Consider the following 23882-nt stretch of genomic DNA (forward strand, 5'->3'; position numbering starts at 1 on the left):
AGTGAGGGATTCGAACCCCCGGTGGGTTTGACCCCACGTCTGATTTCAAGTCAGGTGCATTAAACCGGGCTCTGCCAACTCTCCTGAAGTGATGCGTATCTTAATGATTTCTGAGGGCCTGTAAAGCACTAATTGTAAGATTTCGGCCTAAGCGAACAATTGATAAACAAAGTGCTTAATAATTGGTAAAAGCACACTCGGTATGTCTTTATTTTATACTACATCTCGTAATGCGAGACCCAATAAAATAGCTGCTAACGTGAAATTAGTAGTGCCAAACAAACATACTTGCTGGTTTACTAAGCAGTCTTAAAGAAATGGCTTTGTCAGCTGCTTTGAAATTTGCTCCGTAGCAAACATGCAGTGGTAACAGGTGCTCTTCTCTGGGATGGGCATATCGTGCGTCTGGGGCTTCGGGCCAATCGACTAATCTAGCTCTGCGCTCATTTTCACTGTATGCCTTGCTTTGCATTGTTGTTTGTAGCCAATTATTAAAACGGGTGGCTTTTTGCATTGTATCGCTGGCTTTGTCAAAAAAGCCCTGCATATTATGAAAAGAAGAACCCGAGCCTAAAATCAGAATGTGTTTTTGCGATGAATTAGCCGTCGTAGCAGTTTCGACCGCTTTTCTCAGCGCTTTCCCTAATTCAATATGTTTGGTGGCATATAAATCAGACGTTATCGACATTTGAATACAGGGCACATCAGCCTTGGGATACATTATACTCAATGGGATAAACATACCGTGATCGAAACCTCGCTCATTATCACCCCGCGCCGTTATACCCTGCTTTTTCAGATTTGTAACTATTGACGACGCAAAGCCTTTCTCCCCTTCGGCAGGGTATTTAATAGAGTACGCGGCTGGTGGAAAGCCATAATAATCATAAATTAATGATGGGCGCGGGTGTGTCGTCACACAGACTTCTGCTTCTTCCCAGTGGGCACTTATCACGATAATTAAATCTGGCTTTGGAAGTTCTATTGATAATCCTTTCAACGCTTTAATCATTTCCGCGTGATAAGCTGGTGCATCCTCCTCACTTTTTGAAAGCATTTCAAGAAGCGGAAGCGGGCCGCCGCCATGAGAGATATAGGCTGTTGTGATCCGCGCTGTGGGGTGAATATTTGACTGGGGTCGCTGTTGCATAGCATCACTCATTGTTAACTGCAATTAAGGACTTGGCTTATCAGAAAGCCAGCTATAACAAGCTGGCTTCAATAACCTAGTTCGGTTGTTTTACTTATTCAGCTTATCGCTAATAAGGGTATCGATAGATAATTTTCCGCCACCTTGAATAGTCAATGCAGTCGTTGCAGCTAGAAGCGCAAGAGGAAATTCGTAACCGTTGTTGCTCATAAATAACCCATTAGGTGCATGCACGCTAAAAATAGCAATAACCATAGTAAAGGCGCTCACCAAAGCAGCAGGACGAGTAAGCAACCCAACTATAAGTGCTAGACCACCGAAAAACTCTGCGCTTCCAGCTAGTAGTGCCATTAAAAAACCAGGTGCTAAGCCTATGCTTTCCATCCACTGCCCGGTACCTTCCAAGCCATATCCGCCGAACCATGCGAAAAGCTTTTGCGCACCGTGAGCACTCAAAATAATGCCAACCGGAACGCGTAAAACCAAGCTAGAAACACTGTTGTTAGATGTAAAAATGCTTTTCAAAATTTGTTTATTCATTGCCATATCCTTAAAACCTTTGGTGACGAAAAGTCCCATGTTCAAAAATGTCGTAACTTAAAAATTAGAGCGCGCTGCTTGTACAATCTCTTAGTAGCGACTGCGCTAACCGTATGTGCTTAGAATAGTTACCAACAGCTATTGAATAAAGATGGCAATTATTGAATTATTACCAACATAATGTTGTTAATTAAATAATACGGGTTAAAAGTGGACAAATTATCTCTGTTGAAGACCTTTACCGTTGTTGCAAACGAGGGCAGCTTCACTAAAGCTGCAGAAAAGCTCGACACGTCGAACCAACTGGTGAGTAAATACATTGCAGAGTTAGAAAAGCAGCTTGATGCACGCTTATTTAACCGCACTACAAGAAAAATCCATTTAACCGAGGCCGGCCAACAATGCTTGCAACATGCTAATCATATCCTTGAAAGTGTAAGCGACATGGAAAGTCAGCTTGGATTGCTAAGTACGCAAGCTAAGGGAGTTTTATATGTCAGTGCTCCAGTTACCTTTTCAACACTGCACTTAGCCGACGCTCTCAGCGCGTTTCAACAAGCACACCCTAACGTATCGATAAACTTGCAACTTAATGACCGAAAAATTGATGTCATAGATGAAGGGTTTGATATTGCAATACGTGCTGGCCACCTTGCCAACTCAACGCTGGTGGCCAAGAAAATCACAACTATTAAACTTGCTTTATGCGCTTCTCCTGCCTATCTGAAAAAATACGGTACGCCACTACACCCCAACGATTTAAAGCCGGAGCACTATCTTGAATATTCTTACGTGAATTATGAAAACGATAAGTCAATGCTGATTACAGCGTTAAAGGCAAACGCCCAGAAAGTGATGCCTAAACTAACTGCTAATAATGGAGAAGTGCTAGCTAATGTTGCTAAACAAGGTGAAGGATACGTACTTCAACCTACATTTATTGTTGGTGAAGCGCTTAAAAACGGTGAGCTCGTTTCCATACTAAATGAATTCGTACCGCAAGCAATTTCGTTATACGCCGTTTACCCGCACAGAAAGCTTGTCTCTAATAAACTCAGGGTTTTCATCGACTTCTTGTCAAACTACTTTGGAGATACACCCCACTGGGACGAATAGAGCGTAAACTAAAAAAATGGTACGCGTAACCCTGCAAGCATCCTTAGGGTTAAGTTACCTAGCACGCAAGGGATAAAGACAACAGAAGAGGCAAGAGAGAGTTACGAAGGACATCAAACGGCGTGGAAGAAAGTTCCCACGCCGTATACTTTCAACACTACATTCTGAAGGTTTCCATAATCGCGGGCACACCCGGGAACATACCAATTAGTGCCATAACCGTACACAGCACCAAGAAAGTAATACCAGGAATTACCCAGCGGCCTGCTTTACCTAAATCGCCAGCTCTGTCTTTACACCCAACTACACCTAAATTATCCAATAGCATAGTAAAAGACCACCCAAATACAGGGTTAACTAGTACAGATGAAATAACGACCAGTGCCGCAGATTGGGTTGTTTTACCTTCTCGCGTCATTTGCATACCCGCTTCCATTAACGGAAGAAACACGCCAACAATCAAAGCAACACAGAGTACTGGAGGCCAAATGGCTAAGTCCATAGGGTAACCCCATAGCGCGGCGACAACACATAATAGACCGGTAACTAATGCACCACCTGGAATTGGTCTGCGCGCAATAGATGCAGGGATAATATAGGTTCCCCACGATGATGAGATATTTCCCCCACCTAATAAGCTTCCTACCGCCTGACGGCTTGAAGCAGCAATCATGGTGTCATCGATGTTCATGTGAGCCTTTTCACTTTTCTTCGGGTAACTGAGCTTTTGAAACACCTGATGCCCCAAAAAGTCCGGCGACCACATTGACACTGCAAGTACAGCAAAAGGCAACACCGCAATGAAGTGCGACCAGTCTGGCAGGCCTAGTTTCCAGCCAGTGTCTTCGCCCCACCAATAAGCAGGGTTTAAATTAGGCATACCAGGCGATGTCGTGAACTCAAACGGCGCACCAAAAGCAAAAGCTATTGCAGCTGCCATTACCGCACCAAGCGGAATAGCCAGCCAGCGCTTTTTAATATGCTCTAGCCATGCGTACATAAGAATAGTGGCGATGATCACTACAAAAGCTAGATAGGCCATATCGAAGCTTTCTGCCCAGGCAAATAGCTTCTTCACTTGGCCTGTAATGCCAATAAACCCTAAGTACAAAAGCAACCCACCGCAAACACCGTTACTGGTAAGCTTAGCAAGTATGCTACCGCCCTTGGTTATGCCTAATATGAAACCAAACAAACCGATAAGCAGCCCGAGCGCCATGGGGTGACCACCAGAAGCAACGATAAGAGGCACCAAAGGTAAAAGCGGACCATGCGTACCCGCCAAATTAGCAGACGGATTAAGAAAACCTGAAATCAAAACAACGAACAAGACTGCGGCTATAAGCAGCTCGAAGCGTACGTTTTCAATAACAAACTCAGGGGATAACCCAAGTGGCGCTGCAAATGCACCAACTACAGCGGCAACCATAACTATTTTACCTATGGTTGCAGCCATCCCGGGTACAAAGTCTTCCCATTCAACGCGGTAGTCTTTACCGGGCAGGTTTAACCGCCAGCGTTTAGGAGAAAGTATTTGTAATTCGTGATTTAAATAGTCGTCTCGTGATTCAAAGCTACTACTTGGTTTGTGAAGATTTTGATAAGAAGAACTTTCTTGTGACACATAACACCTTTAGATTGCGCGAAGAAAACGCAAGCCTAAACATGTGAATGGAATGTAACAATGCGACTGTGGTCTTATACGAAAGTTTAACGTGGTAAACAGGCATAAAAAACCCGCAACGATGTGCGGGTTTTCCTAATATGGCGGAGAGTGAGGGATTCGAACCCCCGGTGGGTTTGACCCCACGTCTGATTTCAAGTCAGGTGCATTAAACCGGGCTCTGCCAACTCTCCTGAAGTGCTGCGTATCTTAATGATATTTTTATGACTGTAAAGCGAAAAATTAAAAAATTTGGTTAAGTGCCGAGATTTCAACCAAATACGCTATTTAGCACGTATAAAAGATGTTTTTATATTCACCTGACACCATTTTCATCTGAAACTACTTGAAAATGGGAACTAAAACCCATACAACATACACTAAATAATTGTGTACCATTTTGGTCATATCATAAGTCCTATTGGAGGAAACAATGGATCAACGTTCGATGTATTCAAGTGCATCTCAACCATCGGTATTGCAGACGAACAAGGTTCTACGCAACACCTATATGCTGCTTGCGATGACACTAGCGTTTAGTGCGGTTTGTGCTGGTATAGCAATGGCGGTAGGCATTTCTCCTATGATGTCTCTTGTTATGACTATCGGCGCATTTATTACTCTTTTTGTAGTCCAGAAAAAAGCAGATTCTGCATCTGGCATCTACTGGGTGTTTGCTTTCACCGGTTTGATGGGCGCGTCTTTAGGTTACACGCTTAATTTCTACCTAGGTGTAGCAGGTCCCGGCCTAATCATGGAAGCACTAGGTGCGACAGCCCTTGTGTTCTTTGCGCTATCTGGCTATGCCCTTACTACAAAGAAAGACTTCTCGTTTATGGGCGGCTTCTTGGTTGTTGGTTTAGTTGTAGTGCTTGTAGCCGCTATTGCGAACATCTTCTTCGCAGTTCCTGCGGTAAGCCTAGCGATTAGTGCAGCGATTGTGTTTATTATGTCAGGCTTCATCTTGTTTGATACAAGTCGTATCATCCACGGTGGTGAAACAAACTACATTCGCGCTACAGTTTCGCTATACTTGAACATATACAACTTGTTCACGTCTATCCTTCACCTTCTAGGTGCATTTGGCGGCGACGATTAATTTAGCGTTAAAGGTTGAAAAGACAAACACCCCTTAAACGGGGTGTTTTTATTTGTATGGCAGAATATTCAATACTTATCACATCATCACCGTTTCAAGGCGACACAGCGTTACGCGCCCTCGCCTTTGCGCAAGGCGTTATTGATAATGGTGATGTAATTAGCAACGTTTTCTTTTATAGCGAAGGTGTACACCACACTAATAACTTAATGCTAAAGACGGGCGACGAACTCTACGCACTAGATAGCTGGAAGGCTCTGGCAACTGAACACAAAGTAAAGTTACTCGTATGCATTACCGCTGCCGTTAAGCGAGGCATTGTGAGTGAGGTAGAGGCGAACGAAAATGGTTTGTCTCAGGCCAACTTAACCGCGCCTTTCGAGCAAGCAGGCTTGGGCGAATTCTTCGCTGCGCTTCACGATTGCAACAGGTTGGTACAATTCTAATGGCGCATTTACTAATTAGGTTTACGCAAAGCCCTTTTTCCAACGCGAAAAGCCAAGATGGTTTAGATTTTGCGCTTGCTGCAACAAACTATGGGCACGATGTTAAAGTGCTTTTTGAAAACCAAGGTGTACTGCAGCTTGTTAAGGCAGCGTCTACCAAAGGGCTGAAAAATCACACCAAACGTTTAGCTAGCATGCCATTTTTCGATATAGAAGAATGCTTTGTGTGTAAAGTGAGTGCAGATACCTACAACATTGACCAGGTTCTTGCTAATACCAGCTTAGTTGATGAGTTAGACTGTGAGTGGATAACCCCAGAAGAAAAAGTCGCGCTTATCCAAAGCGTAGATCATGTGGTGACATTCTAATGCTTATTACTATTTCAACGCCAAATTTGAGCACTGAATACAAACAGCTTATTGAAGCCACCTTTCAGCAAGCGACCTCTGCATATGTAGTATTCGTTGGTGATGGCGTTTATGCCCCTACGTTAAACACCGCGTTTTTTGAGCAGTTGGCCAATACGGTTAAAAGCACGGTAGAGAGTACGACAAAAGGCACGGCAAAAGACAAACCAACGCTAAACCTGTCGTTCTTGAGTACAGACGCGGCTACTAGGGGCGCAAATCTGCCTGAACATTTTAACCCAATTTCCTTCAAAGAACTTGCTGCAATATCAGCGAAAAATCAGCATTGGATCCCCCTTTAATGACACAAGAAACCTATAGCTTCAATTATAAAGGTCAAGCGATCCCTACTGACAAAGCCGGGTATTTACTTGACTATACCCTTTGGGACGAAGGTATGGTTGAGCTGCTGGCGCAAGAAGAGAACATTGAGCTAACCGAGGCGCATTGGGAAGTGGTGCGTTTTGTGCGCGCATTCTATGAAGAATACGAAACCAGCCCAGCAATTCGTGCTTTGGTGAAAGCCATGGCCAATAAGTTTGGGCCAGAAAAAGGTAATAGCCGCTACCTGCAGCGACTCTTTAAAAAAGGCCCGGCGAAGCAAGCCACCAAACTGGCTGGGTTGCCCAAACCTGCTAAGTGCTTATAAAGCTGGTGTTGAAAAGGCCAGGCATCGTTTAGTTCTGTTTTCCGTCAATCGCACCGTTCCGGAAAAGAGTACACTGTCTCTGTACAAGGAGTCTGGCCCTTATTCGCATAGCAAGTACGCATACTCACTGTTCTTTTGCAAATACCTGGAGAAATGGTCTCTAAAATATTTGAAGAGTCTAGACCAGGACCGACATAAGCCCCCCAATATTGGTTTTTTGCCTGGTTTTTAGCAAGTTCTCTTCGGCACTGCTCGTCGTCAGTAATGGTATTAGTTAATTCATCTATTTCGCCATTTATAAATGCTAGAGCATGGGTCATCCCATCAATTTTAGACGTTGCTCTCTCTAGGCTTAGTGTTACCGAATTTAACTTATATTTATGATTTGTAGAGAGTTCCGATAAAAAACCAAGTCTAAAAACTAAGCTATCTTCAGTGTCACCAACAATAGCAATGCTAGACTCTTCACTTAAATCACGATAAACATTAAAGTCTACTGAATGACCATCGATTTCAATTTCTAGACCAGTCAATTCCTCACCTTTACCTAAATCATTAAGGTCCAGATTTTTACCGTTAACGTGTTCTATAATACTGCTTTCAATTTGGTTGCTGACTACTTTTTGCCCCTTTACTCCATTGTAGTATTGAGAGACGACATAGCATGCGGCTGACGTTCTAGATGATGATTGTGTAAGTGAGGCAAAAGAATTCGTTTCAGGGCTATTAAAGGAGTTCGGCTGCCCGGGTTCAATCATAGTCGTAGCATTCGCTATTGCGGGTAAGAATAGACACGCCGCTAATATTCCGATTTGTTTCATTGAAAAGTCCTTATTTCTTAATTCTTGTAGCAATTAATGTAGACTGCGCCCCCCCTTCAATCAATATTATTTTTAAGAAACAATACATTACGATTTAATAATTTATACTAACCTTATGGATTAGGCATTAATTTGCTTCGTCATAATTATTATTCGACCAGAGCTCTTTGCACGGTTTGAAGACTGATTCAAAGTAGCTATCACAAGCGCCACCCCGTTGTTATTTTTCTTAGCTTTGGTGTTGATATTGCAACACCCCTTTTACATTAGCGTTTTATTTCGGGTTTTAGGCACATTTTTCATACTTGCCATTAGAAAACACCATAAACGTGAATGTTTTACATAAAAGGACATAGGAGGCTGTATGACAGTTCAGAAACACTACGTAATTGTGGCTAACCACGACGACGCCACAGCTTACACCTATACCAACCACGGAAGTGCGCTTGTTGAAGTAAAGAAATGGCACAATGAGTTTAGCGGCGCGAGTGACCAAGATATTTATACGGATAAACCCGGTAGACAATCGGCTCCCGCTTCGCAAGTGCCGGGCGTTGATAGTATGAACCGAAAAGATGCCGCAGAACTCGAAGATGAACGATTTGCCAGCGACATCGCAGAGTGGCTGGATGGTGAGCGTAAACGAGGTGCGCTAGGCTCAATAGATATTATTAGCGGGCCGGGGTTTCTTGGAAAATTGCGAGGCGGAATGTCATCTCAATGCTCAGAAGTCGTCGACAAAGAAGTGAAAAAGAATGTTTTAGGCGCGGACGAGGAAACCTTGCTTTCCTATCTTAAATAAAACGTTCTACTGTAAATCTAAGATTAGAGGCGGCTGTGATTAAGGCCGCCTTTATTTTATTTGTATGCGCGGTTTGATTTAACAGTTTTAGTCAGCCTTTAACATGTTAACTTCACCGATTGCATCGGCACTCTTAAACGTTTTTACTCGCGTGACTTCAAGGTCGGTATAAATACGAGGGTTATTCAAAATATACTCTACCTCATTATTTAATGAGCCTTGTTTGTCAGCGGTTAGCCATGCATTAATAGCGTGACTATCGTGAGGAAGAAAGCATGGAATGGATTTCTCGTGATACTGACTAAAACCCTCTACGGGTGGGCGTGTTACTACCGCACAGGAAAATAGCCCATTACTGAACCGCCGATATACTGCGCCAATCAGCAATGCTCCACCAGTGGGCTTCATTAAGTAATGTGCTTTTCCTTTACCAAGTGGGTTTGACTCACCTACTGCCGTTGCTACGACTATAGCTCGTCGTTCACGAATGAACTTGCTCCAGTAAGGGCTATCTAAATTACGGGCGTTAAATGTTGTTCTGTTGCCAACTTTTAACGTATTGTCAACAGGCTTAGCATCAAACCACCATGTAGCATCTATGGTGTTAACACCAGACACTATTAAATTCGTAATTTGTCGTTCAGGTGCTTTTCCAAATGCAGGATAAAAGTTAATGACATTGCTTGTGGAAGATTCGTTGACAAAAAGCGGAATGGTTTGTGTGAGCCCCACTTCTTCAAGCAGCGCTATAACGTCTGGTGAGTCAGTAATGCGTTGTATAAATCCGCACATGGGGCCTCTTTGCTAAGATGGCTTGGAAAGTTAGATTGTTGATAGAACATATCGCAAAGATAACTTAGCTAACAAAAAAAGGAAATGGCATTCACCATCTCCTTTTTAAATAAAGAACAAACTTTAAACACTATTTATTGAGCTGTGTATTTATCAAAAAACTCAATCATCTCAGTCCAACGCTCAACGTTGTTTTCTTCTTTATAAAAACCGTGAGCTTCGCCAGACTTCATCATCCACTCGTACGGTTTATTTTGCTTTTCTAGCTCATCGCGTAGGGCAAAAGCATGCTCTTTTGGTACACGAACATCTTCCTCGCCTTGAATAATGAATACAGGTACTTTTATCTTATTGACATTTTTTACCGGAGATTGACTATCATCATTAGGCAGTACGCGATTTAAATAGTTTATACCACTTTGAGACTCTGGGATGTCGCCTGCAGATTTCATCAGTGCTAGGTCATATACTCCTACAAAACCTACAGTACACTTATATAAGTCAGGCTCTCTAATGACACTTTGCAGCGCTGCATAGCCTCCATACGAAGCGCCGTAGACACACATTCTATCCTTATCAACAATTCCTTGCTCAACAAGATAATTAACGCCATCGGTCATATCGTCAATCATTAGTGTTCCCCAAGACTTGAAACCCGCTTTCAGAAACTCTAAGCCATAGCCTCCTGAACCTCTGAAATTAGGTTGGAATACCGCATAACCGTGAGCCGCCAAGACTTTAGCATCGCTTCTCATTTCAGTAAGTGTATCTTTTACACCGTGAGGACCACCGTGCGGGTGCATTATTAAAGGAAGGTTCTTGGATTTACCGACAGGTAACGTAAGAATACCCGATAATTCCTGACCATCTCTTGCCTTATAGGTAACGATTTTGGATTGAGGCATATCGAAATCGTTTAACCACGGTCGCGAATCAGTTAGTTTTGCTAACTGTTTCTTATTTTTATTAAACAAATAGTAAGCTGTGGGTTGATTAATTCCGCCAACGGCAACAACCATCTTCGAGCCGTCATAAGTTGAAGATGTAATAGACACTACACTACCTTTAAAGGCTTGGCGCAAGCTAGCTAAAATTCGTTGTTCATCAGCGTTTTTGACATCGCTAAAATAAGTAGCATCTAAATCTTTATATTCAAATTCCGCACCTATAACTTCTTGCACTTGCCCTCTCACTACATGCAAGATAGGTAATACATCAACTTTATCATGGGCCGCTAAAACCGTATGGGTTCTAGTATCGATGTTATAGGTTGCAACAGCAGTTGTATCAGTTTCAATTGTACTGAGCCCCACTAGCGTTTTATCATCGGCCAAAAATACTAATGGGCGGAAAAATGAACCAAAGGATTCCGCCTCAAATGCCACTCGCCAATCGTCGTCTACTGAACTTCGAACCATTAGCGTTACTTTATTATCTTCGTTAGGATCTGAGCTCGTCATTGCCAAAGCTTCACCGTTGCTGTTGGTTATGATTCGTAAGCTATCTCCTGTGGATTTATACATACGCAGCGGCATTCTACCCAACGATGCTTTTCGTCCATTGCTAACCTTCATTTTATAAAGGTCTAAAAAGGGTTCTTTTGTCGACCCTTGGACACTAAAAACCACTATAGCGTCTGGATCGTCAGGCAAAAAGTCAACAACCTGAGAATAGCGAGTGTCACCACTTTTAGAACGGTAGCCAGTAAGTATTACGTTATCACTACCATCTGCATTCATTGCTATCAGCTCACCTGTAGGAACAGGTTCCTCTAGAGAGCCCACTTCGCGTTCCATGCCTAATAACAAACGCTCATCGTTTAACCAGTTAAAGGTACCAACTGATTCTTTGCCTCGCCCTTTAGTAACCGACTCAATTTTTTGCTTCTCGATATCAAGTACTGTAAGGAAGACAATGCCATCATCATCTCTCGAAGTAGAAGCAAGATATTTACCATCTGGGGAAATCTTTATATCCAAATATTGAGAATGCTTTGCAAAGCTCTCTAAAACTGGCTTATTTACATCAGCATTCGCTGAAAACGTAAAAGCAAGGCTTCCCAAAATGACCGTTTTCAGTAGTTTCAAACGCGCTTTCATTTTTTAATTTTCTCCATGAAAAAAGCCTCCGATTAACGGAGGCTTGCTACTTCAAGTCAAATTTTTAGAAGTTATATTTAACGTTAGCAAATACTCTTCGACCGATAAAGTCGTACTGAGAGAATAAAGCAGAGTTACCTAACTCAAAACCACTTCTAGATAAACGAGGTGGCTCTTGGTCAAACATGTTTGCTACACCCACAGTAACATCGAAGTCTTCGTAAACAAATGAGCCCGACAATGCGTGATATGTCGTCCATTTTGTTTCATCAATAAACGTCACTGTTTCGCCATTTAGCGTAGTAGTATTTGTTTCGCTACTGTAGTACTCGTAATCATTGGTAGAGTCGAAGTAGCTAGCAGTCCACGTAATGCTCCAGTCGTCTCTACCATAGGTTAGACGAGCCACACCTACGTGTTTAGGAATACCGTTTTCACCAACTTCGTTATTATATGGAGAGTCTTCAAACAACAGGCCATACTTTTCAATCTGCATAGTGTGTTCTACGCGGAAACGAACATTACCCCAATCAAATTCCTCATCATAAGTGAAGTTGTAGTCAACACCACGTACGCGTTGGTATGAAATGTTTACGTAACCACCGTTAACTTGGTCGATACCAAAATCGTTTGCATCCGAACCGTCTCTACGTGTAAATAAATCACATAGTGGCTCGTTTGCAAAATCGATAGAGTTATAACAACGGTTTACGATGTCTGCACCGCCCAAGTTGTCAATCTCGTTAGAAATTTCAATATTGAAATAGTCAATTGAGAAAGCGTATGTATCTTCAGGGCTTGTAAGAACAAGACCGATGCCTTCTGCAACTGAAGTTTCTGCTTCAAGACGACCTACACCACCGCTAGTAACAAGTAATGCTGAACTTCCACCTTGCTCGTAATCTGCAGGAATACCCTCAGATTGACAGTTAGCAAAAACGGTATCGTTAATTGCACCTGACTCGAATTGATTTACATAGTCAAGACACGGGTCGATAGCTAGCTGACCAGCGAAACCTGTCTGTTCTGCAAGGTATAGCTCGTAAAGTGCTGGAGCACGGAAAGACGTACCGCGGCTTGCACGAACACTCACACCGTCGATGATTGACCAGTTCAAGCCTAGTTTAAACGTAGTGTCTGAACCATAAGTATCAACATCGTTCCAACGACCAGAAGCAGTTAAATCCAGGCTTTCGAAGCCAGTAACGTCTTCTAAAACTGGAATTTTCACTTCTGCGTAAATTGCTTTAGTTAACTGGTCACCAGCAGTGATACCAGCGCCAGATAGGCCCCAAGAGTTGCCGTTCAGAGTATTCTCTCCAGGTGTATCCTCGATTTCATCTTTTTGGATTTGGAAACCGAATGCGGCACCTACTTCACCAGCTGGCAAAGTGAACAAGTCGCCAGTTACATAACCTTCAAGGGTTTGTTGGTCGTAAGTTGTTTGCCCGCTATCACGGCCAAACAAGAACGCTTCTTGTGCTGGTGTTCTGTTACCGTAAAGGAATTCTGGATCAGTCCATGGAATGTCAACACAGGTATTACCGCTAAAGTCGGTTACTTCACCAGAACAACTAACGCCATCAGCAGCATTGAACTGTGCCATCAACATAGCATCGTTATAGATAATATCTTGTTCGTACTTACCATCGTTGTAGCTATACTGGTAAGATAAATCCCAAGTCCAAAAACCAATATCGCCAGTTGCACCAACAACACCACGGGTATAGTCAACTTGAATTTCTGAGCTGAAATGATCTGTTAAAGCAACAGGAAAAACTGAACCTGCCCCATCAAAACCATCCAATACATCAGTAGATAGAGTGCCCACATCAGCAGTCCAAAACTGACGATAGTCATCAGTTTTTGTTGTACGACGGCTGTGAATGAATTCACCGTAAACCACTACATCATCAGTAAGGTTATATTCACCTGTTGCATAGATTGACGCATTTTGTGTTTCTGGCACAACAGTTTGCGAGCCTAAGAATGGGTGGTTCTGATCCCACCAACCTTCACTGGCATAGTCATCGTTAAATGAAACCGGATACCAGCCTTCTGGCGTTGTAAAGCCAACATTTGCATCGTTAATGCTTTCAAAACCATTGTTCGCAAAGAAGTTATCGTAGTCATACGCTGCTTGTAAGCTACCGCCGTATGCTGAAGATACATCACCGTACAACCACAAACCGTAACCGGTTTCGGCACAGTGGTATTCACCTGTACGAGGGTCGATAGGATCGGTACGTGAACCGTCTTCAGCAAACTGTAGACGTTCTGTACAGTTGAAATAGTCACGATCGCCACGGCGAAGCATTGACACCTTGCGATAGTCAGCAGTCACACGGAATGAGCCTTCAGCATACTCTTCACCATAAGAGATGTTGATACGGCGGTCTTCACCGCCCGATTCCATTGGCTGGCTGATATCAACGTTTACTGTCTTCTCGTCGCCTTTTTTGGTGATGATGTTAATTACACCGGCTACCGCGTCTGAACCATACAGAGCTGATGCACCGTCTTTAAGTATTTCAACACGCTCGATAGCTGAAAGTGGCAGACTGTTCAAATCGAATGAAGAAACTGCACCACGTGTACCCGCAGGTCCTGCACGACGGCCGTTTAAAAGAATAAGTGTACGGTTTGCACCTAGTCCGCGAAGACCAACAGTTTCTGCACCAGTACCGCCATCAGTTACATAACCAACTGTAAGCGCTGCAGTGATCTGGCTTGAACCTGCTGCTGCAGTACTTGTACGAAGTAGTTCGCCCAATGTCTTTAGACCTTCGCCTTCAGCATCTTCAACAGAAATGATGTCGATAGGTGTGTCATTAGCAAAAGAGTCGGTACGGATACGAGAGCCTACTACTGAAATCTGTTCTACAGATTCAGCACTTTTATCAGCTTCTTCTTGAGCAGCTACGAATGAAGCTCCTCCAAGACCAAGCGCGACGATTATCCCTTGAGATAATCGGTTTAGTGTGTTTCGGTTTTCCATATTTGTTCCCTGGAATTCGGCTTTCTGAACAAACAGAGCTACCGAAAGGTAAGTCCATTTATCCATGAAGCTTTCTTTTTTTAATTAAATGTAAATACGACCTATTTTCATTATTGTGATTGAGGTGAACTTACATTTCAGTTTTGTTACGTCAAGCGCAACATTAGCCAAAAGTATAAGATATAATTGTAAGTGTCAATTATGACTTTAGCGCATGAAATATATGTGATTTATGACCGAAAAGCGCTATCCATTTACATTTAGAAACAACTTTTATTGCTCACTTATTGAGCTACAAGGTGTTGTTTATATATGGATTTTATTACATGCCAAGAGTTTGCTTAAATAGCATACAAACTTACTTAGCAATAAGTATGAGATTCAGAAGTAGGAGGGAAAATTATAAAATCCGATACCTATTACGGTACCGGATTTTTTGATGCTTATAGATAATAGAGTGGCTTGAAATTGCCATGGGTTATCTACTGGTAGAGTTTATTTACGCACTAGTCGCCTTTATCACTTCCTGGCCTGCCATGTAAGGCACTAGCGCTTTTGGAATGGTTACGCTTCCGTCTGCTTGCTGGTTATTCTCCAGTATAGCTACAAGCGTACGCCCTACCGCTAAACCAGAACCATTCAGTGTATGAAGCAGTTCAGTTTTATTCGTTTCAGGGTTACGGAATCTTGCCTGCATACGTCTCGCTTGGAAGTCCAGCATGTTAGAACATGATGAAATTTCACGATAAGTATTCTGTGCCGGTAGCCATACTTCAAGATCGTAGGTTTTACATGCACCAAAGCCCATGTCACCCGTACATAGCAAAACTTTGCGGTAAGGTAACTCTAGCTTTTGCAGAATAACTTCTGCATGGCCAGTAAGCGCTTCTAGCGCGTCGAAGCTATCTTCTGGCTTAACTAGCTGTACAAGTTCTACCTTGTCGAATTGATGCTGACGAATTAGACCACGGGTATCACGACCGTAAGAACCGGCTTCTGAGCGGAAACACGGTGTGTGTGCCGTCATCTTAACAGGCAGTGTTTTCGCGTCTAAGATCTCATCGCGCGCAATATTCGTTAGCGGTACTTCTGCCGTTGGAATAAGACTTAGCCCCTGCCCTTCTTCGGTTGCTGGCTTAGTATGGAATAAATCTTCTCCAAACTTAGGCAATTGGCCTGTGCCGTACAAGCTATCAGCATTAACCAAGTAAGGCACGTACATTTCTTGGTAGCCGTGTTCTTGTGTATGGATATCAAGCATAAACTGAGCAAGTGCACGGTTTAGGCGGGCCATATCGCCACGCATGACGACGAAGCGGCTTCCTGTAAGCTTGCTTGCAGTAGCGAAGTCTAAGCCGTTGCTTAAGCCTTCAGCGACATCTACGTGATCTTTTACTTCAAAATCAAACGTGCGAGGCTCGCCCCAACGAGAAATTTCCACGTTGTCGTCTTCATCTTTACCTTCTGGTACAGACTCATGCGGCAAGTTAGGAATGCCCTGCGTAAGGGTGTTTATTTCTTCTAACAGTTCGCTAAGCTCTGCTTTAGCGGCGTCAAGTTCATCACCCAGTTTACCCACTTCAGCTAAAAGCGGTGCAATGTCCTCACCCTGCGCCTTAGCTTTACCAATGGATTTACTTCGTACGTTGCGCTCGTTTTGCAGATCCTGTGTTCTGGACTGAAGTGTTTTTCTTTTTTCTTCAAGCGAACTGAAAGCTGCTACATCGAGGTTAAAACCACGGGCAGCTAATCGCTTAGCTGTTTGTTCTATATCGCTTCGCAAACACTTTGGATCTAACATGTGTTTCTAATTATCCTTTCATCAATTGAATGGCTAGCCAACCTGCTATTAGGCAAGCGCCAACGTTAAGAAATACATTTGCTGCGGCTTTAAGCCACAACCCGTTTTCTAATAAAGTTAAGGTTTCAACGGAAAATGTTGAGAATGTGGTAAAGGCACCTAATAGCCCTACACCGATAAGCGCTCGGTAAGGAGAGTCACTTAAATCATGACGTTCGATAAAACCGTACAGTAATGCGAGTGCAAACGACCCGACCACATTCACCGTTAGTGTACCAAACGGCATGTGTTTTCCAAATAAGGAATCAACACTTGTGGTAACAAAATAGCGTAAACAGGCGCCGGTCGCACCGCCAGCGGCAATAAAACAATACAAAGCTAACCCTTGAGGCACGAAAACTCCCTAGCGCATTTTTTATTAACTAATTCATATAATCTGAACTAGTTGAGTTACTTGTCTGCAACTTTACCTTTTATTGTTACTTCTCGCATTAAGTGAATCGAGAAATTCACGCTTGGCTTTCAAAGCTTTCTCTAAACCGCGTTCGTTAGGATTATACAAGCGAGTACCGGCAAGGCTATCTGGTAAGTATGTTTCGCCAGCTGCGAAGGCATTCGGCTCGTTGTGTGCATAGCGATAACCGTCTCCATGACCCAGTTCTTTCATAAGCGATGTAGGTGCATTGCGCAAATGCATAGGAACCGGTGCATCCGAGGTCTTTCTAGCTAACGCTTTTGCTTCATTAAACGCCATGTAAACCGCATTACTTTTTGCAGCTAAGGCACAGTAAACGGCGGCTTGTGCGATGGCACGCTCGCCCTCTGCAGGCCCTACGCGATGGAATGTATCCCATGCGTTTATGCATAGCTGCATAGCCCTGGGGTCGGCGTTACCAATATCTTCAGACGCGATAGCAAGTAATCGCCTCCCCACGTAAAGTGCATCACCGCCGCCATCCAAAATTCTTGCATACCAGTAAAGTGCAGCGTCTGGATCTGAGCCTCTAACAGATTTATGAAACGCGGAGATTAGGTCGTAGAAGGTGTCGCCTTTATTGTCGTAGCTTGCTACTTTCTCACCTACCGCATGCTCAACATCGCTAACGGTAATATCGTTAGCACTTGTGAAGTCTGCAGCCAGCTCTAAATAGGTAAGAAGGCGCCTGGCGTCGCCACCGCTTAAATCTATAAGAGCGTTTCTTGCTATCTCTTCAATACCAAGGGCTCTGTCACCAAGACCTTTTTCGGTATCACTTAATGCTCTATCGACTAATTCTGATAACGCGTTCTGCTCGAGTGTCTTTAGCACATAAACACGGACTCGAGATAAAAGCGCTTTGTTTAATTCAAACGACGGGTTCTCTGTTGTTGCGCCTATAAAGGTAACCACACCCGATTCAACAAATGGAAGAAAAGCATCCTGTTGGCTTTTGTTAAACCTGTGTACTTCGTCAACAAACAATAAAGTTCGCTGGTTATAGCGGGCGTTTTCTTCTGCCGTATCCATTGCGGCTCGGATATCTTTTACCCCAGAAGTAACCGCAGAAATACGCAATACAGATGCGTTGGTGTAATGAGCAATGAGTTCTGCAAGGGTAGTTTTACCGGTACCGGGCGGCCCCCACAAAATCATAGAATGACAGTGGCCCGCCTCTAGCATTTTACGAAGTGGTTTACCTTCGCCAAGTAAATGTTCCTGTCCGCTGTACTGTTCAATGGTAACTGGGCGCATTCGCGCCGCGAGGGGCGCGAAATCTTGATTAACGCTGGTCATCAATTATGAAGCTGTCTGGAATATCAACTGAGAACGTATCAGCTGGCACTGGAAAACGCGTTTCAATATTACTGAACACCAAAGTGCTGATTTGCTGTTGCGCGTCGAGCATATTAAGCGAAGCGAGCTCATTATCTTGATTAAAGGTTAATGTAAGCGTTGCGATTTGGCCACCCTGTTCTTTAGGCGTAATTTGGTAGCTTTTTGTTACGCTAACACCATTGATGTTGTCTGCCGCGCCATTTTCAGGTGTTACAGCCGATGAACCGCTATTTAATTGACTGATATAGAACTTTGACCACGTTGCTTCATCTGTCGATGTAAGCAAAACAATAGGGTTATCTTTAATCGCATTGTCTTGAGATAGGACTGTCACCTGCTCTACAAAGGTATCTACATTCCAAACCGCTTCGCCATCGGCAACCAATAGGGTTTCATCAGGAAACGTGGTTTCCCAGCGAAGTTTATTGGGGCGGGTCATGGTTAACGTACCCTGCGCCTCGTGCACCACATTTTGCTGGGCGTCCACCACTGTTTGCGCAAAGCTTGCACGAAACTGTTTCATATCGCTTAACAATGCCTGCAGCGACGTGCTCGCAGAATCATTGTTAAGCGATGAAGCTTTAGGCTGACTGGTGTTCACTGTGGCATTAGCCTGAATAGTGTCATGAGCACTGACAACCTCGTGAGCATTGTTCTTGCCAATAGTTGAACCTGTAGTATCTAATTCTACCGCAGCGTTAGCAGCAGCAATTGCTGTACCTGCCGTTGCCATTGCACTCACAAAATAAACCGAAACTGCTTTATTCATTTATTCAATCCATTCGTTATTCTTTGTGGGGCGGCGGTGCAAGCACCTCACGGTTTCCGTTATGCCCCTGTGCACTTACGACACCACTCATTTCCATTTGTTCAACCAAGCGCGCCGCGCGGTTGTAACCTATTCTGAATTTACGCTGCACACTCGAAACACTCGCACGACGAGTTTCGGTAACAAATGCGACTGCCTCATCATAGAAGGCATCGAATTCTTGGTCTTCACCCTCAGGCTGCTCACCTGGCAGTAAGACTTCCGCCGTTGCTTCGCCATTAAGGATCTCATCAATGTACTCTGGCTCGCCGCGCTTCTGCCAGTCGGCCACTACCGCGTGTACTTCATGATCGTCTACAAACGCGCCGTGAACACGGGTAGGTACTGGGCTTCCAGGTGGAAGATAAAGCATATCACCCATACCTAGCAGGGTTTCTGCGCCTTGTTGGTCTAGGATTGTTCTTGAGTCTATTTTACTAGAAACTTGGAATGCACAGCGGGTTGGAATGTTCGCTTTAATCAAACCGGTAATAACATCTACCGATGGACGCTGTGTAGCAAGAATAAGGTGAATACCAGCAGCACGCGCTTTTTGAGCGATACGTGCAATAAGTTCTTCAACTTTCTTGCCCACAATCATCATCATGTCGGCGAATTCGTCGACTACCACAACAATAGCTGGAAGTTTTGCTAAGTCTGGCGCTTCGGCATCCATACTTTCTTCATTCTTCCAAAGCGGATCTTTAATTGGTGTGCCGTTAGCAATAGCTTCTTCTACCTTGGCGTTATAGCCTTTTAGGTTACGTACGCCAAGAGCGCTCATTAGGCGATAACGACGTTCCATTTCACCTACACACCAACGAAGCGCGTTGGCGGCCTCTTTCATGTCAGTAACCACTTCAGCAAGCAAATGCGGTATACCTTCGTAAACCGAAAGCTCAAGCATTTTAGGGTCTATCATGATCATGCGAACGTCTTCAGGCGTGCTTTTATAAAGCAGACTCAATATCATCACGTTCACACCTACAGATTTACCTGAACCTGTAGTACCGGCAACTAAAAGGTGAGGCATTTTAGCTAAATCAACCACTACTGGCTGACCAGAGATATCTGCACCCAGCACCATGGTTAAAGGCGACTTATTAGACTGGAAGGTATCGCAGCTAATTACTTCACTCAAACGCACCATTTCGCGTTTTTTGTTGGGTAGTTCTAACCCAATAACCGACTTACCTGGAATAACCTCTACTACACGAACCGAAATAGCTGACATTGCACGGGCTAAGTCTTTTGATAACCCTGTAATTTTGCTCACTTTAACGCCAGGCGCTAAATCAAGCTCAAAACGCGTAATTACTGGCCCTGGGTACACACCCACTACAGTGGCTTCAATATTGAAATCAGCCAGCTTTTCTTCAACAAGGCGAGAAATACCTTCAATCTCTTCCGGCGTCAGCGGATTTTCGTGTTTGTCAGCACGTTCAAGCAAATCGAACGACGGCATAGGTGGTAAATCAGGGTCAACCTCACCCGATTTCGCTTTAACCGGCTTAGCACCAAGTGCTGCAGGCGTGAATGCTTGATTGCTTTCTTGGCTCGCTGTTTGTGCCTGTGCTGCTGGCGCAGGTGTTTCGCTAACACTTACCGAAGGCGCGGGCTTACTTCCTGTTTCATAGGGTAAGTCTTCGTCAAACTCTTCTAGCTCATCAAAATTAATATGCGGGCTTTGCTGAACCTGAGGCTCACTTTGAATACTTTCACTTTCCGGCGACACTGGCTCATCTTGGTTAGATTTACCCAAGCCTGATTTATCTTTAAAGCTACCCGTTACCGCATTGCGCATACTTGATAATGAAAATGCTGACTTCTTCGTCTCAGGTTCACTTTCGCCCGCATTTGAAAGCGCTTCATCGCTTCGTAAGTTTTCGCTATCTTGCGTCGACTTACCTTCAGCTTGCGCCTTATCGCTGCCATCATAAGTATAAAACGGTGGCTCATCATCAAGCTCATCAATACCGAAAGAGGGTTCATTGCGAGTCGGAGTAGCTCTCTGCGTAGGCGTTTGCGGTTGCTGTGGCTGTTCCTGGGCTTGTGCGGAAGAAGCTAAGGGTTCAGCTCGCATGCTGGTAATATCCAGCTCGGCAGTGTCGGTGCTCTCTTGGTTTGAAGATTTATTGGTCAGCGCCAGACGTGGCATTTCAAGTGCCAATAAACTTTGTGGTGCAGACAGGGTTTTACGCCCCAACCACAGCGTTCCTTCCCCTAGCCTATCGATAATAGTAAGCCAACTTATACCTGTTAAAAGCGTAAAGCCAGTACAGAAAAAGCAAAGTAACAATAGGATAGTACCAGCGGTATTAAAGTACGGTATAAGCGCTGAACTAATCACATCACCTACAAAGCCGCCGGCTGAAAAGTTGTAGATATCATCAAAATTGATACTGGCGATGCCCGTTACGCCAAGGGCCATTAATAACCCACCGATAATTCGCAAACCAATGGTGAGATAGTCGAATTCGTCCAGCTCTTTAATGTGCTGGAAAAGGAACCACCCTAAAAATGCAGAGCCAAATGGGAGCAAATAAGCAAGAAAACCAAATGAAAATAGCAATAAGTCAGCAACCCATGCACCAGTGGCGCCAACCCAATTGTGAATGTCTAATTGTAATCCAGCCTGACTCCAACCTGGATCACCTGGATGAAAAGATACTAGTGCCAGCAATAAGAAGAAGGCGAAAACACAGGCGATAATCATGCCTGCTTCCCACACTCGCTGAACCCCTGTTAATCGCGCCATAACCCTAAAGAACCTTCAATTTCTATCGCATGTAGTTTTATATCGACTAATGGTCTTAGCCTATACGTACTATCTTTGCGTTAAACGCTACAAAGAGCTTAGCGAACTCTTTGCAATCCCTAAATAATTATTATTTGAGTAATGTTGGTAAGAAGCTGAGCCTATTAAGAAAGCTATTGGGATGCTCCCCTACCCTATTGTATGTGAACCGCAACAATCCTTTCGTTGCACACAAACACTGTATTTTTGCACAGCCTACCATAAAAACACGCTATTGAGCCATGCTTTCATTACTTCAAATTAATGCGCAGTGATGATGTGCTTTTTACTTCTTCCATCACAACATAGGTCCGAGACTCACTTACACCCGGTAAACGCAATAAGGTATCACCCAACAGTTTTCTATAACTGCCCATATCCGCAACACGGGCTTTTAATAAGAAGTCGAAATCACCAGATACCAAGTGACACTCTTGAATATCGTCATGCAGTTTTACCGCAGCAGAAAATTCTGCAAAGATATCTACCGATGTTTTGGTTAATGTAATCTCAACGAACACGAGCATAGCAGCGCCAAGCTTTTCTGGGTCAACTAAGGCGTGGTAGCCTTTTATATAGCCCTGAGCCTCTAATCTCTTGACTCTCTCTAAGCAAGGGCTTGGGCTTAAGCCCACCTCTTTAGCAAGTTCGACATTAGATATACGCCCATTTTTCTGCAGTTGTACCAGTATATTCCTGTCTATCCGGTCAAGGTGTTTAGGCGTCTTTACCAACATATAAAATACCTCACAAGCTATCTTTTAAAGGATTATATGCTACATAACTTCATTATTCAGCAGATAGTTCGTTTTTTTATGACGTATACTCGCCAAATAGGTTTACGGGCTTTCAAGACCGATTGCTACGAAACAAAGTTCAACCAGAGCCACATAGAAGCTCGTTATAAATTTGAGGACGATACATGTTAGTTGGTGTACCAAAAGAAATTAAGAACCACGAATATCGTGTTGGCTTGACGCCAGCAGCAGTAAAAGAATTTGTTACTCATGGTCATAGTGTTCTTGTTGAAACTAATGCCGGTGATGCAATCGGTTTCACTGACGAAATGTATGTAGACGCCGGTGCTGCGATTGCACCTACTGCTGAGCAAGTGTTTGCTGAAGCGGAAATGATTGTAAAAGTGAAAGAGCCTCAACCAAACGAATGTAAAATGCTTCGTAAAGGCCAAACGCTTTATACTTACCTTCACTTAGCCCCAGATCCTACGCAAACTAAGTTATTAGTTGAGTCAGGTGCAACCTGTATTGCTTATGAAACAGTAACTGACGACCGTGGTGGTCTTCCATTGCTTGCACCAATGAGTGAAGTAGCGGGCCGCATGTCTGTTCAAGCTGGCGCGCACTACCTTGAAAAAGCGCACGGCGGCAGCGGTACCCTTCTTGGTGGTGTACCCGGTGTAGCGCCAGGCAAAGTACTGGTAATTGGTGGTGGCGTTGTAGGAACTAACGCTGCAAAAATGGCACTAGGTCTTGGTGCTGATGTCACCATTCTAGACCGTTCGCTTCCGCGTCTTCGCCAGCTAGACGATATCTTTAACGGTCAAGTTAAGACGGTTTACTCTACAGTTGATGCTATCGAGCATTACTCTTCTAAAGCAGACCTTGTTGTTGGCGCAGTCCTTATTCCTGGCGCAGCAGCACCAAAGCTACTTACCCGTGAACAAATTAAAGCGATGAAGCCGGGCTCTGTGCTTGTAGATGTTGCTATTGACCAAGGTGGCTGTTTTGAAACGTCTAAAGCCACTACGCACCAAGACCCCGTTTACGTTGTTGATGACGTAGTTCACTACTGTGTAGCTAACATGCCAGGCGGTGTTGCGCGCACTTCTACTATGGCGCTTAACAATGCGACCTTGCCATTTGGTTTGGCTCTGGCAAACAAAGGCCCAGCCAAAGCTATGTTAGAAGACAAGCACTTGCTAAACGGCTTGAACGTTCACGAAGGTAAAGTAACCTATAAAGCGGTTGTTGATGCACTAGGTGAAGAACTCGGTTTAACCTATACGCCAGCTGAAGTAGCGCTTAAAGGCGAATAAGGTTTTTCGATTATTTTATTGG

At 43.9% G+C, this 23882-nt stretch carries 21 protein-coding genes and 1 tRNA gene; 8 read left to right on the forward strand and 14 right to left on the reverse strand.

Translation table 11 applies throughout. The features are described from left to right. Positions 1-265: 265 nt before the first annotated feature. On the reverse strand, positions 266-1150 hold the full coding sequence (locus ACXAGK_RS14680) for a DODA-type extradiol aromatic ring-opening family dioxygenase (protein ID WP_474856790.1): 885 nt from the start codon (positions 1148-1150) through the stop codon (positions 266-268). A gap of 90 nt (positions 1151-1240) precedes the next feature. Further along, positions 1241-1690, reverse strand: coding sequence for a DoxX family protein (locus ACXAGK_RS14685; protein WP_474856791.1), 450 nt, complete (start codon positions 1688-1690; stop codon positions 1241-1243). A gap of 210 nt (positions 1691-1900) precedes the next feature. Here ACXAGK_RS14685 and ACXAGK_RS14690 point away from each other — a divergent pair, with 210 nt between their 5' ends. Beyond that, positions 1901-2806 carry a LysR family transcriptional regulator gene (locus ACXAGK_RS14690; protein ID WP_474856792.1) on the forward strand — a complete coding sequence of 302 codons (906 nt, stop codon included), beginning with the start codon at positions 1901-1903 and terminating at the stop codon, positions 2804-2806. Between the two features lie 157 nt (positions 2807-2963). Here the strand turns inward: ACXAGK_RS14690 and ACXAGK_RS14695 are convergent, their stop codons facing one another. Next, complete coding sequence (locus tag ACXAGK_RS14695) at positions 2964-4430, reverse strand: DUF3360 family protein (RefSeq protein WP_474856793.1); 1467 nt, start codon at positions 4428-4430, stop codon at positions 2964-2966. A gap of 141 nt (positions 4431-4571) precedes the next feature. Further along, positions 4572-4663: transfer RNA gene (locus tag ACXAGK_RS14700), tRNA-Ser, on the reverse strand. 239 nt (positions 4664-4902) lie between these two features. Between ACXAGK_RS14700 and ACXAGK_RS14705 the strand changes: the two genes are divergently transcribed. The 5 genes from ACXAGK_RS14705 to ACXAGK_RS14725 are packed head-to-tail and all read left to right on the forward strand — an operon-like array spanning position 4903 to position 7070. Continuing rightward, positions 4903-5568 (forward strand): Bax inhibitor-1/YccA family protein, encoded by a 666-nt coding sequence (locus tag ACXAGK_RS14705; RefSeq protein WP_014949619.1) that lies wholly within the window; start codon positions 4903-4905, stop codon positions 5566-5568. A 56-nt stretch (positions 5569-5624) separates the two neighbouring features. Then, positions 5625-6014, forward strand: coding sequence for a sulfurtransferase complex subunit TusD (gene tusD / locus ACXAGK_RS14710; protein WP_474856794.1), 390 nt, complete (start codon positions 5625-5627; stop codon positions 6012-6014). Next, on the forward strand, positions 6014-6382 hold the full coding sequence (locus tag ACXAGK_RS14715) for a DsrE family protein (RefSeq protein ID WP_474856795.1): 369 nt from the start codon (positions 6014-6016) through the stop codon (positions 6380-6382). Before tusD ends, ACXAGK_RS14715 begins: the two co-directional genes overlap by 1 nt. Beyond that, positions 6382-6723, forward strand: a complete 342-nt coding sequence (locus ACXAGK_RS14720) for a hypothetical protein (protein WP_474856796.1) — start codon at positions 6382-6384, stop codon at positions 6721-6723. Before ACXAGK_RS14715 ends, ACXAGK_RS14720 begins: the two co-directional genes overlap by 1 nt. Further along, positions 6723-7070, forward strand: a complete 348-nt coding sequence (locus ACXAGK_RS14725) for a TusE/DsrC/DsvC family sulfur relay protein (protein WP_370135783.1) — start codon at positions 6723-6725, stop codon at positions 7068-7070. Before ACXAGK_RS14720 ends, ACXAGK_RS14725 begins: the two co-directional genes overlap by 1 nt. 44 nt (positions 7071-7114) lie before the next feature. On the opposite strand, the gene ACXAGK_RS14730 is transcribed toward ACXAGK_RS14725, so the two are convergent. Then, on the reverse strand, positions 7115-7891 hold the full coding sequence (locus ACXAGK_RS14730) for a hypothetical protein (RefSeq protein ID WP_474856797.1): 777 nt from the start codon (positions 7889-7891) through the stop codon (positions 7115-7117). Between the two features lie 364 nt (positions 7892-8255). Here ACXAGK_RS14730 and ACXAGK_RS14735 point away from each other — a divergent pair, with 364 nt between their 5' ends. Continuing rightward, positions 8256-8693, forward strand: a complete 438-nt coding sequence (locus tag ACXAGK_RS14735) for a host attachment protein (RefSeq protein ID WP_474856798.1) — start codon at positions 8256-8258, stop codon at positions 8691-8693. Positions 8694-8780: 87 nt separating this feature from the next. Here ACXAGK_RS14735 and ACXAGK_RS14740 read toward each other — a convergent pair whose 3' ends face one another. The 9 genes from ACXAGK_RS14740 to lrp all read right to left on the reverse strand — a co-directional run bounded on the left by ACXAGK_RS14740 (position 8781) and on the right by lrp (position 22541). Beyond that, a complete protein-coding gene (locus ACXAGK_RS14740; protein ID WP_474856799.1) occupies positions 8781-9485 on the reverse strand; it encodes an SOS response-associated peptidase family protein in 705 nt (234 codons plus the stop codon). 134 nt (positions 9486-9619) lie between these two features. Then, the gene (locus ACXAGK_RS14745; protein WP_474856800.1) at positions 9620-11584 is read right to left on the reverse strand and encodes an alpha/beta hydrolase family protein; all 1965 of its coding nucleotides are present in this window, start codon (positions 11582-11584) and stop codon (positions 9620-9622) included. Between the two features lie 64 nt (positions 11585-11648). After that, on the reverse strand, positions 11649-14582 hold the full coding sequence (locus ACXAGK_RS14750) for a TonB-dependent receptor domain-containing protein (RefSeq protein WP_474857171.1): 2934 nt from the start codon (positions 14580-14582) through the stop codon (positions 11649-11651). A gap of 499 nt (positions 14583-15081) precedes the next feature. After that, positions 15082-16383 carry a serine--tRNA ligase gene (serS, locus tag ACXAGK_RS14755; RefSeq protein WP_474856801.1) on the reverse strand — a complete coding sequence of 434 codons (1302 nt, stop codon included), beginning with the start codon at positions 16381-16383 and terminating at the stop codon, positions 15082-15084. 10 nt (positions 16384-16393) lie between these two features. Then, entirely contained in the window at positions 16394-16777 is a 384-nt protein-coding gene (gene crcB, locus ACXAGK_RS14760; RefSeq protein WP_014949631.1) for a fluoride efflux transporter CrcB, read from the reverse strand. A gap of 72 nt (positions 16778-16849) precedes the next feature. Then, entirely contained in the window at positions 16850-18157 is a 1308-nt protein-coding gene (locus ACXAGK_RS14765) for a replication-associated recombination protein A (protein WP_474856802.1), read from the reverse strand. After that, complete coding sequence (gene lolA / locus ACXAGK_RS14770; protein WP_474856803.1) at positions 18144-18968, reverse strand: outer membrane lipoprotein periplasmic chaperone LolA; 825 nt, start codon at positions 18966-18968, stop codon at positions 18144-18146. The genes ACXAGK_RS14765 and lolA overlap by 14 nt, the downstream gene beginning before the upstream one ends. A gap of 16 nt (positions 18969-18984) precedes the next feature. Further along, positions 18985-21765 carry a DNA translocase FtsK gene (locus tag ACXAGK_RS14775; protein WP_474856804.1) on the reverse strand — a complete coding sequence of 927 codons (2781 nt, stop codon included), beginning with the start codon at positions 21763-21765 and terminating at the stop codon, positions 18985-18987. 290 nt (positions 21766-22055) lie between these two features. Further along, positions 22056-22541 (reverse strand): leucine-responsive transcriptional regulator Lrp, encoded by a 486-nt coding sequence (lrp, locus tag ACXAGK_RS14780; RefSeq protein ID WP_179983537.1) that lies wholly within the window; start codon positions 22539-22541, stop codon positions 22056-22058. 185 nt (positions 22542-22726) lie between these two features. Between lrp and ald the strand changes: the two genes are divergently transcribed. After that, positions 22727-23860, forward strand: coding sequence for an alanine dehydrogenase (gene ald, locus ACXAGK_RS14785; protein WP_474806602.1), 1134 nt, complete (start codon positions 22727-22729; stop codon positions 23858-23860). Positions 23861-23882: the final 22 nt, after the last annotated feature.

Source organism: Alteromonas sp. ABM1_013 (assembly GCF_056160505.1).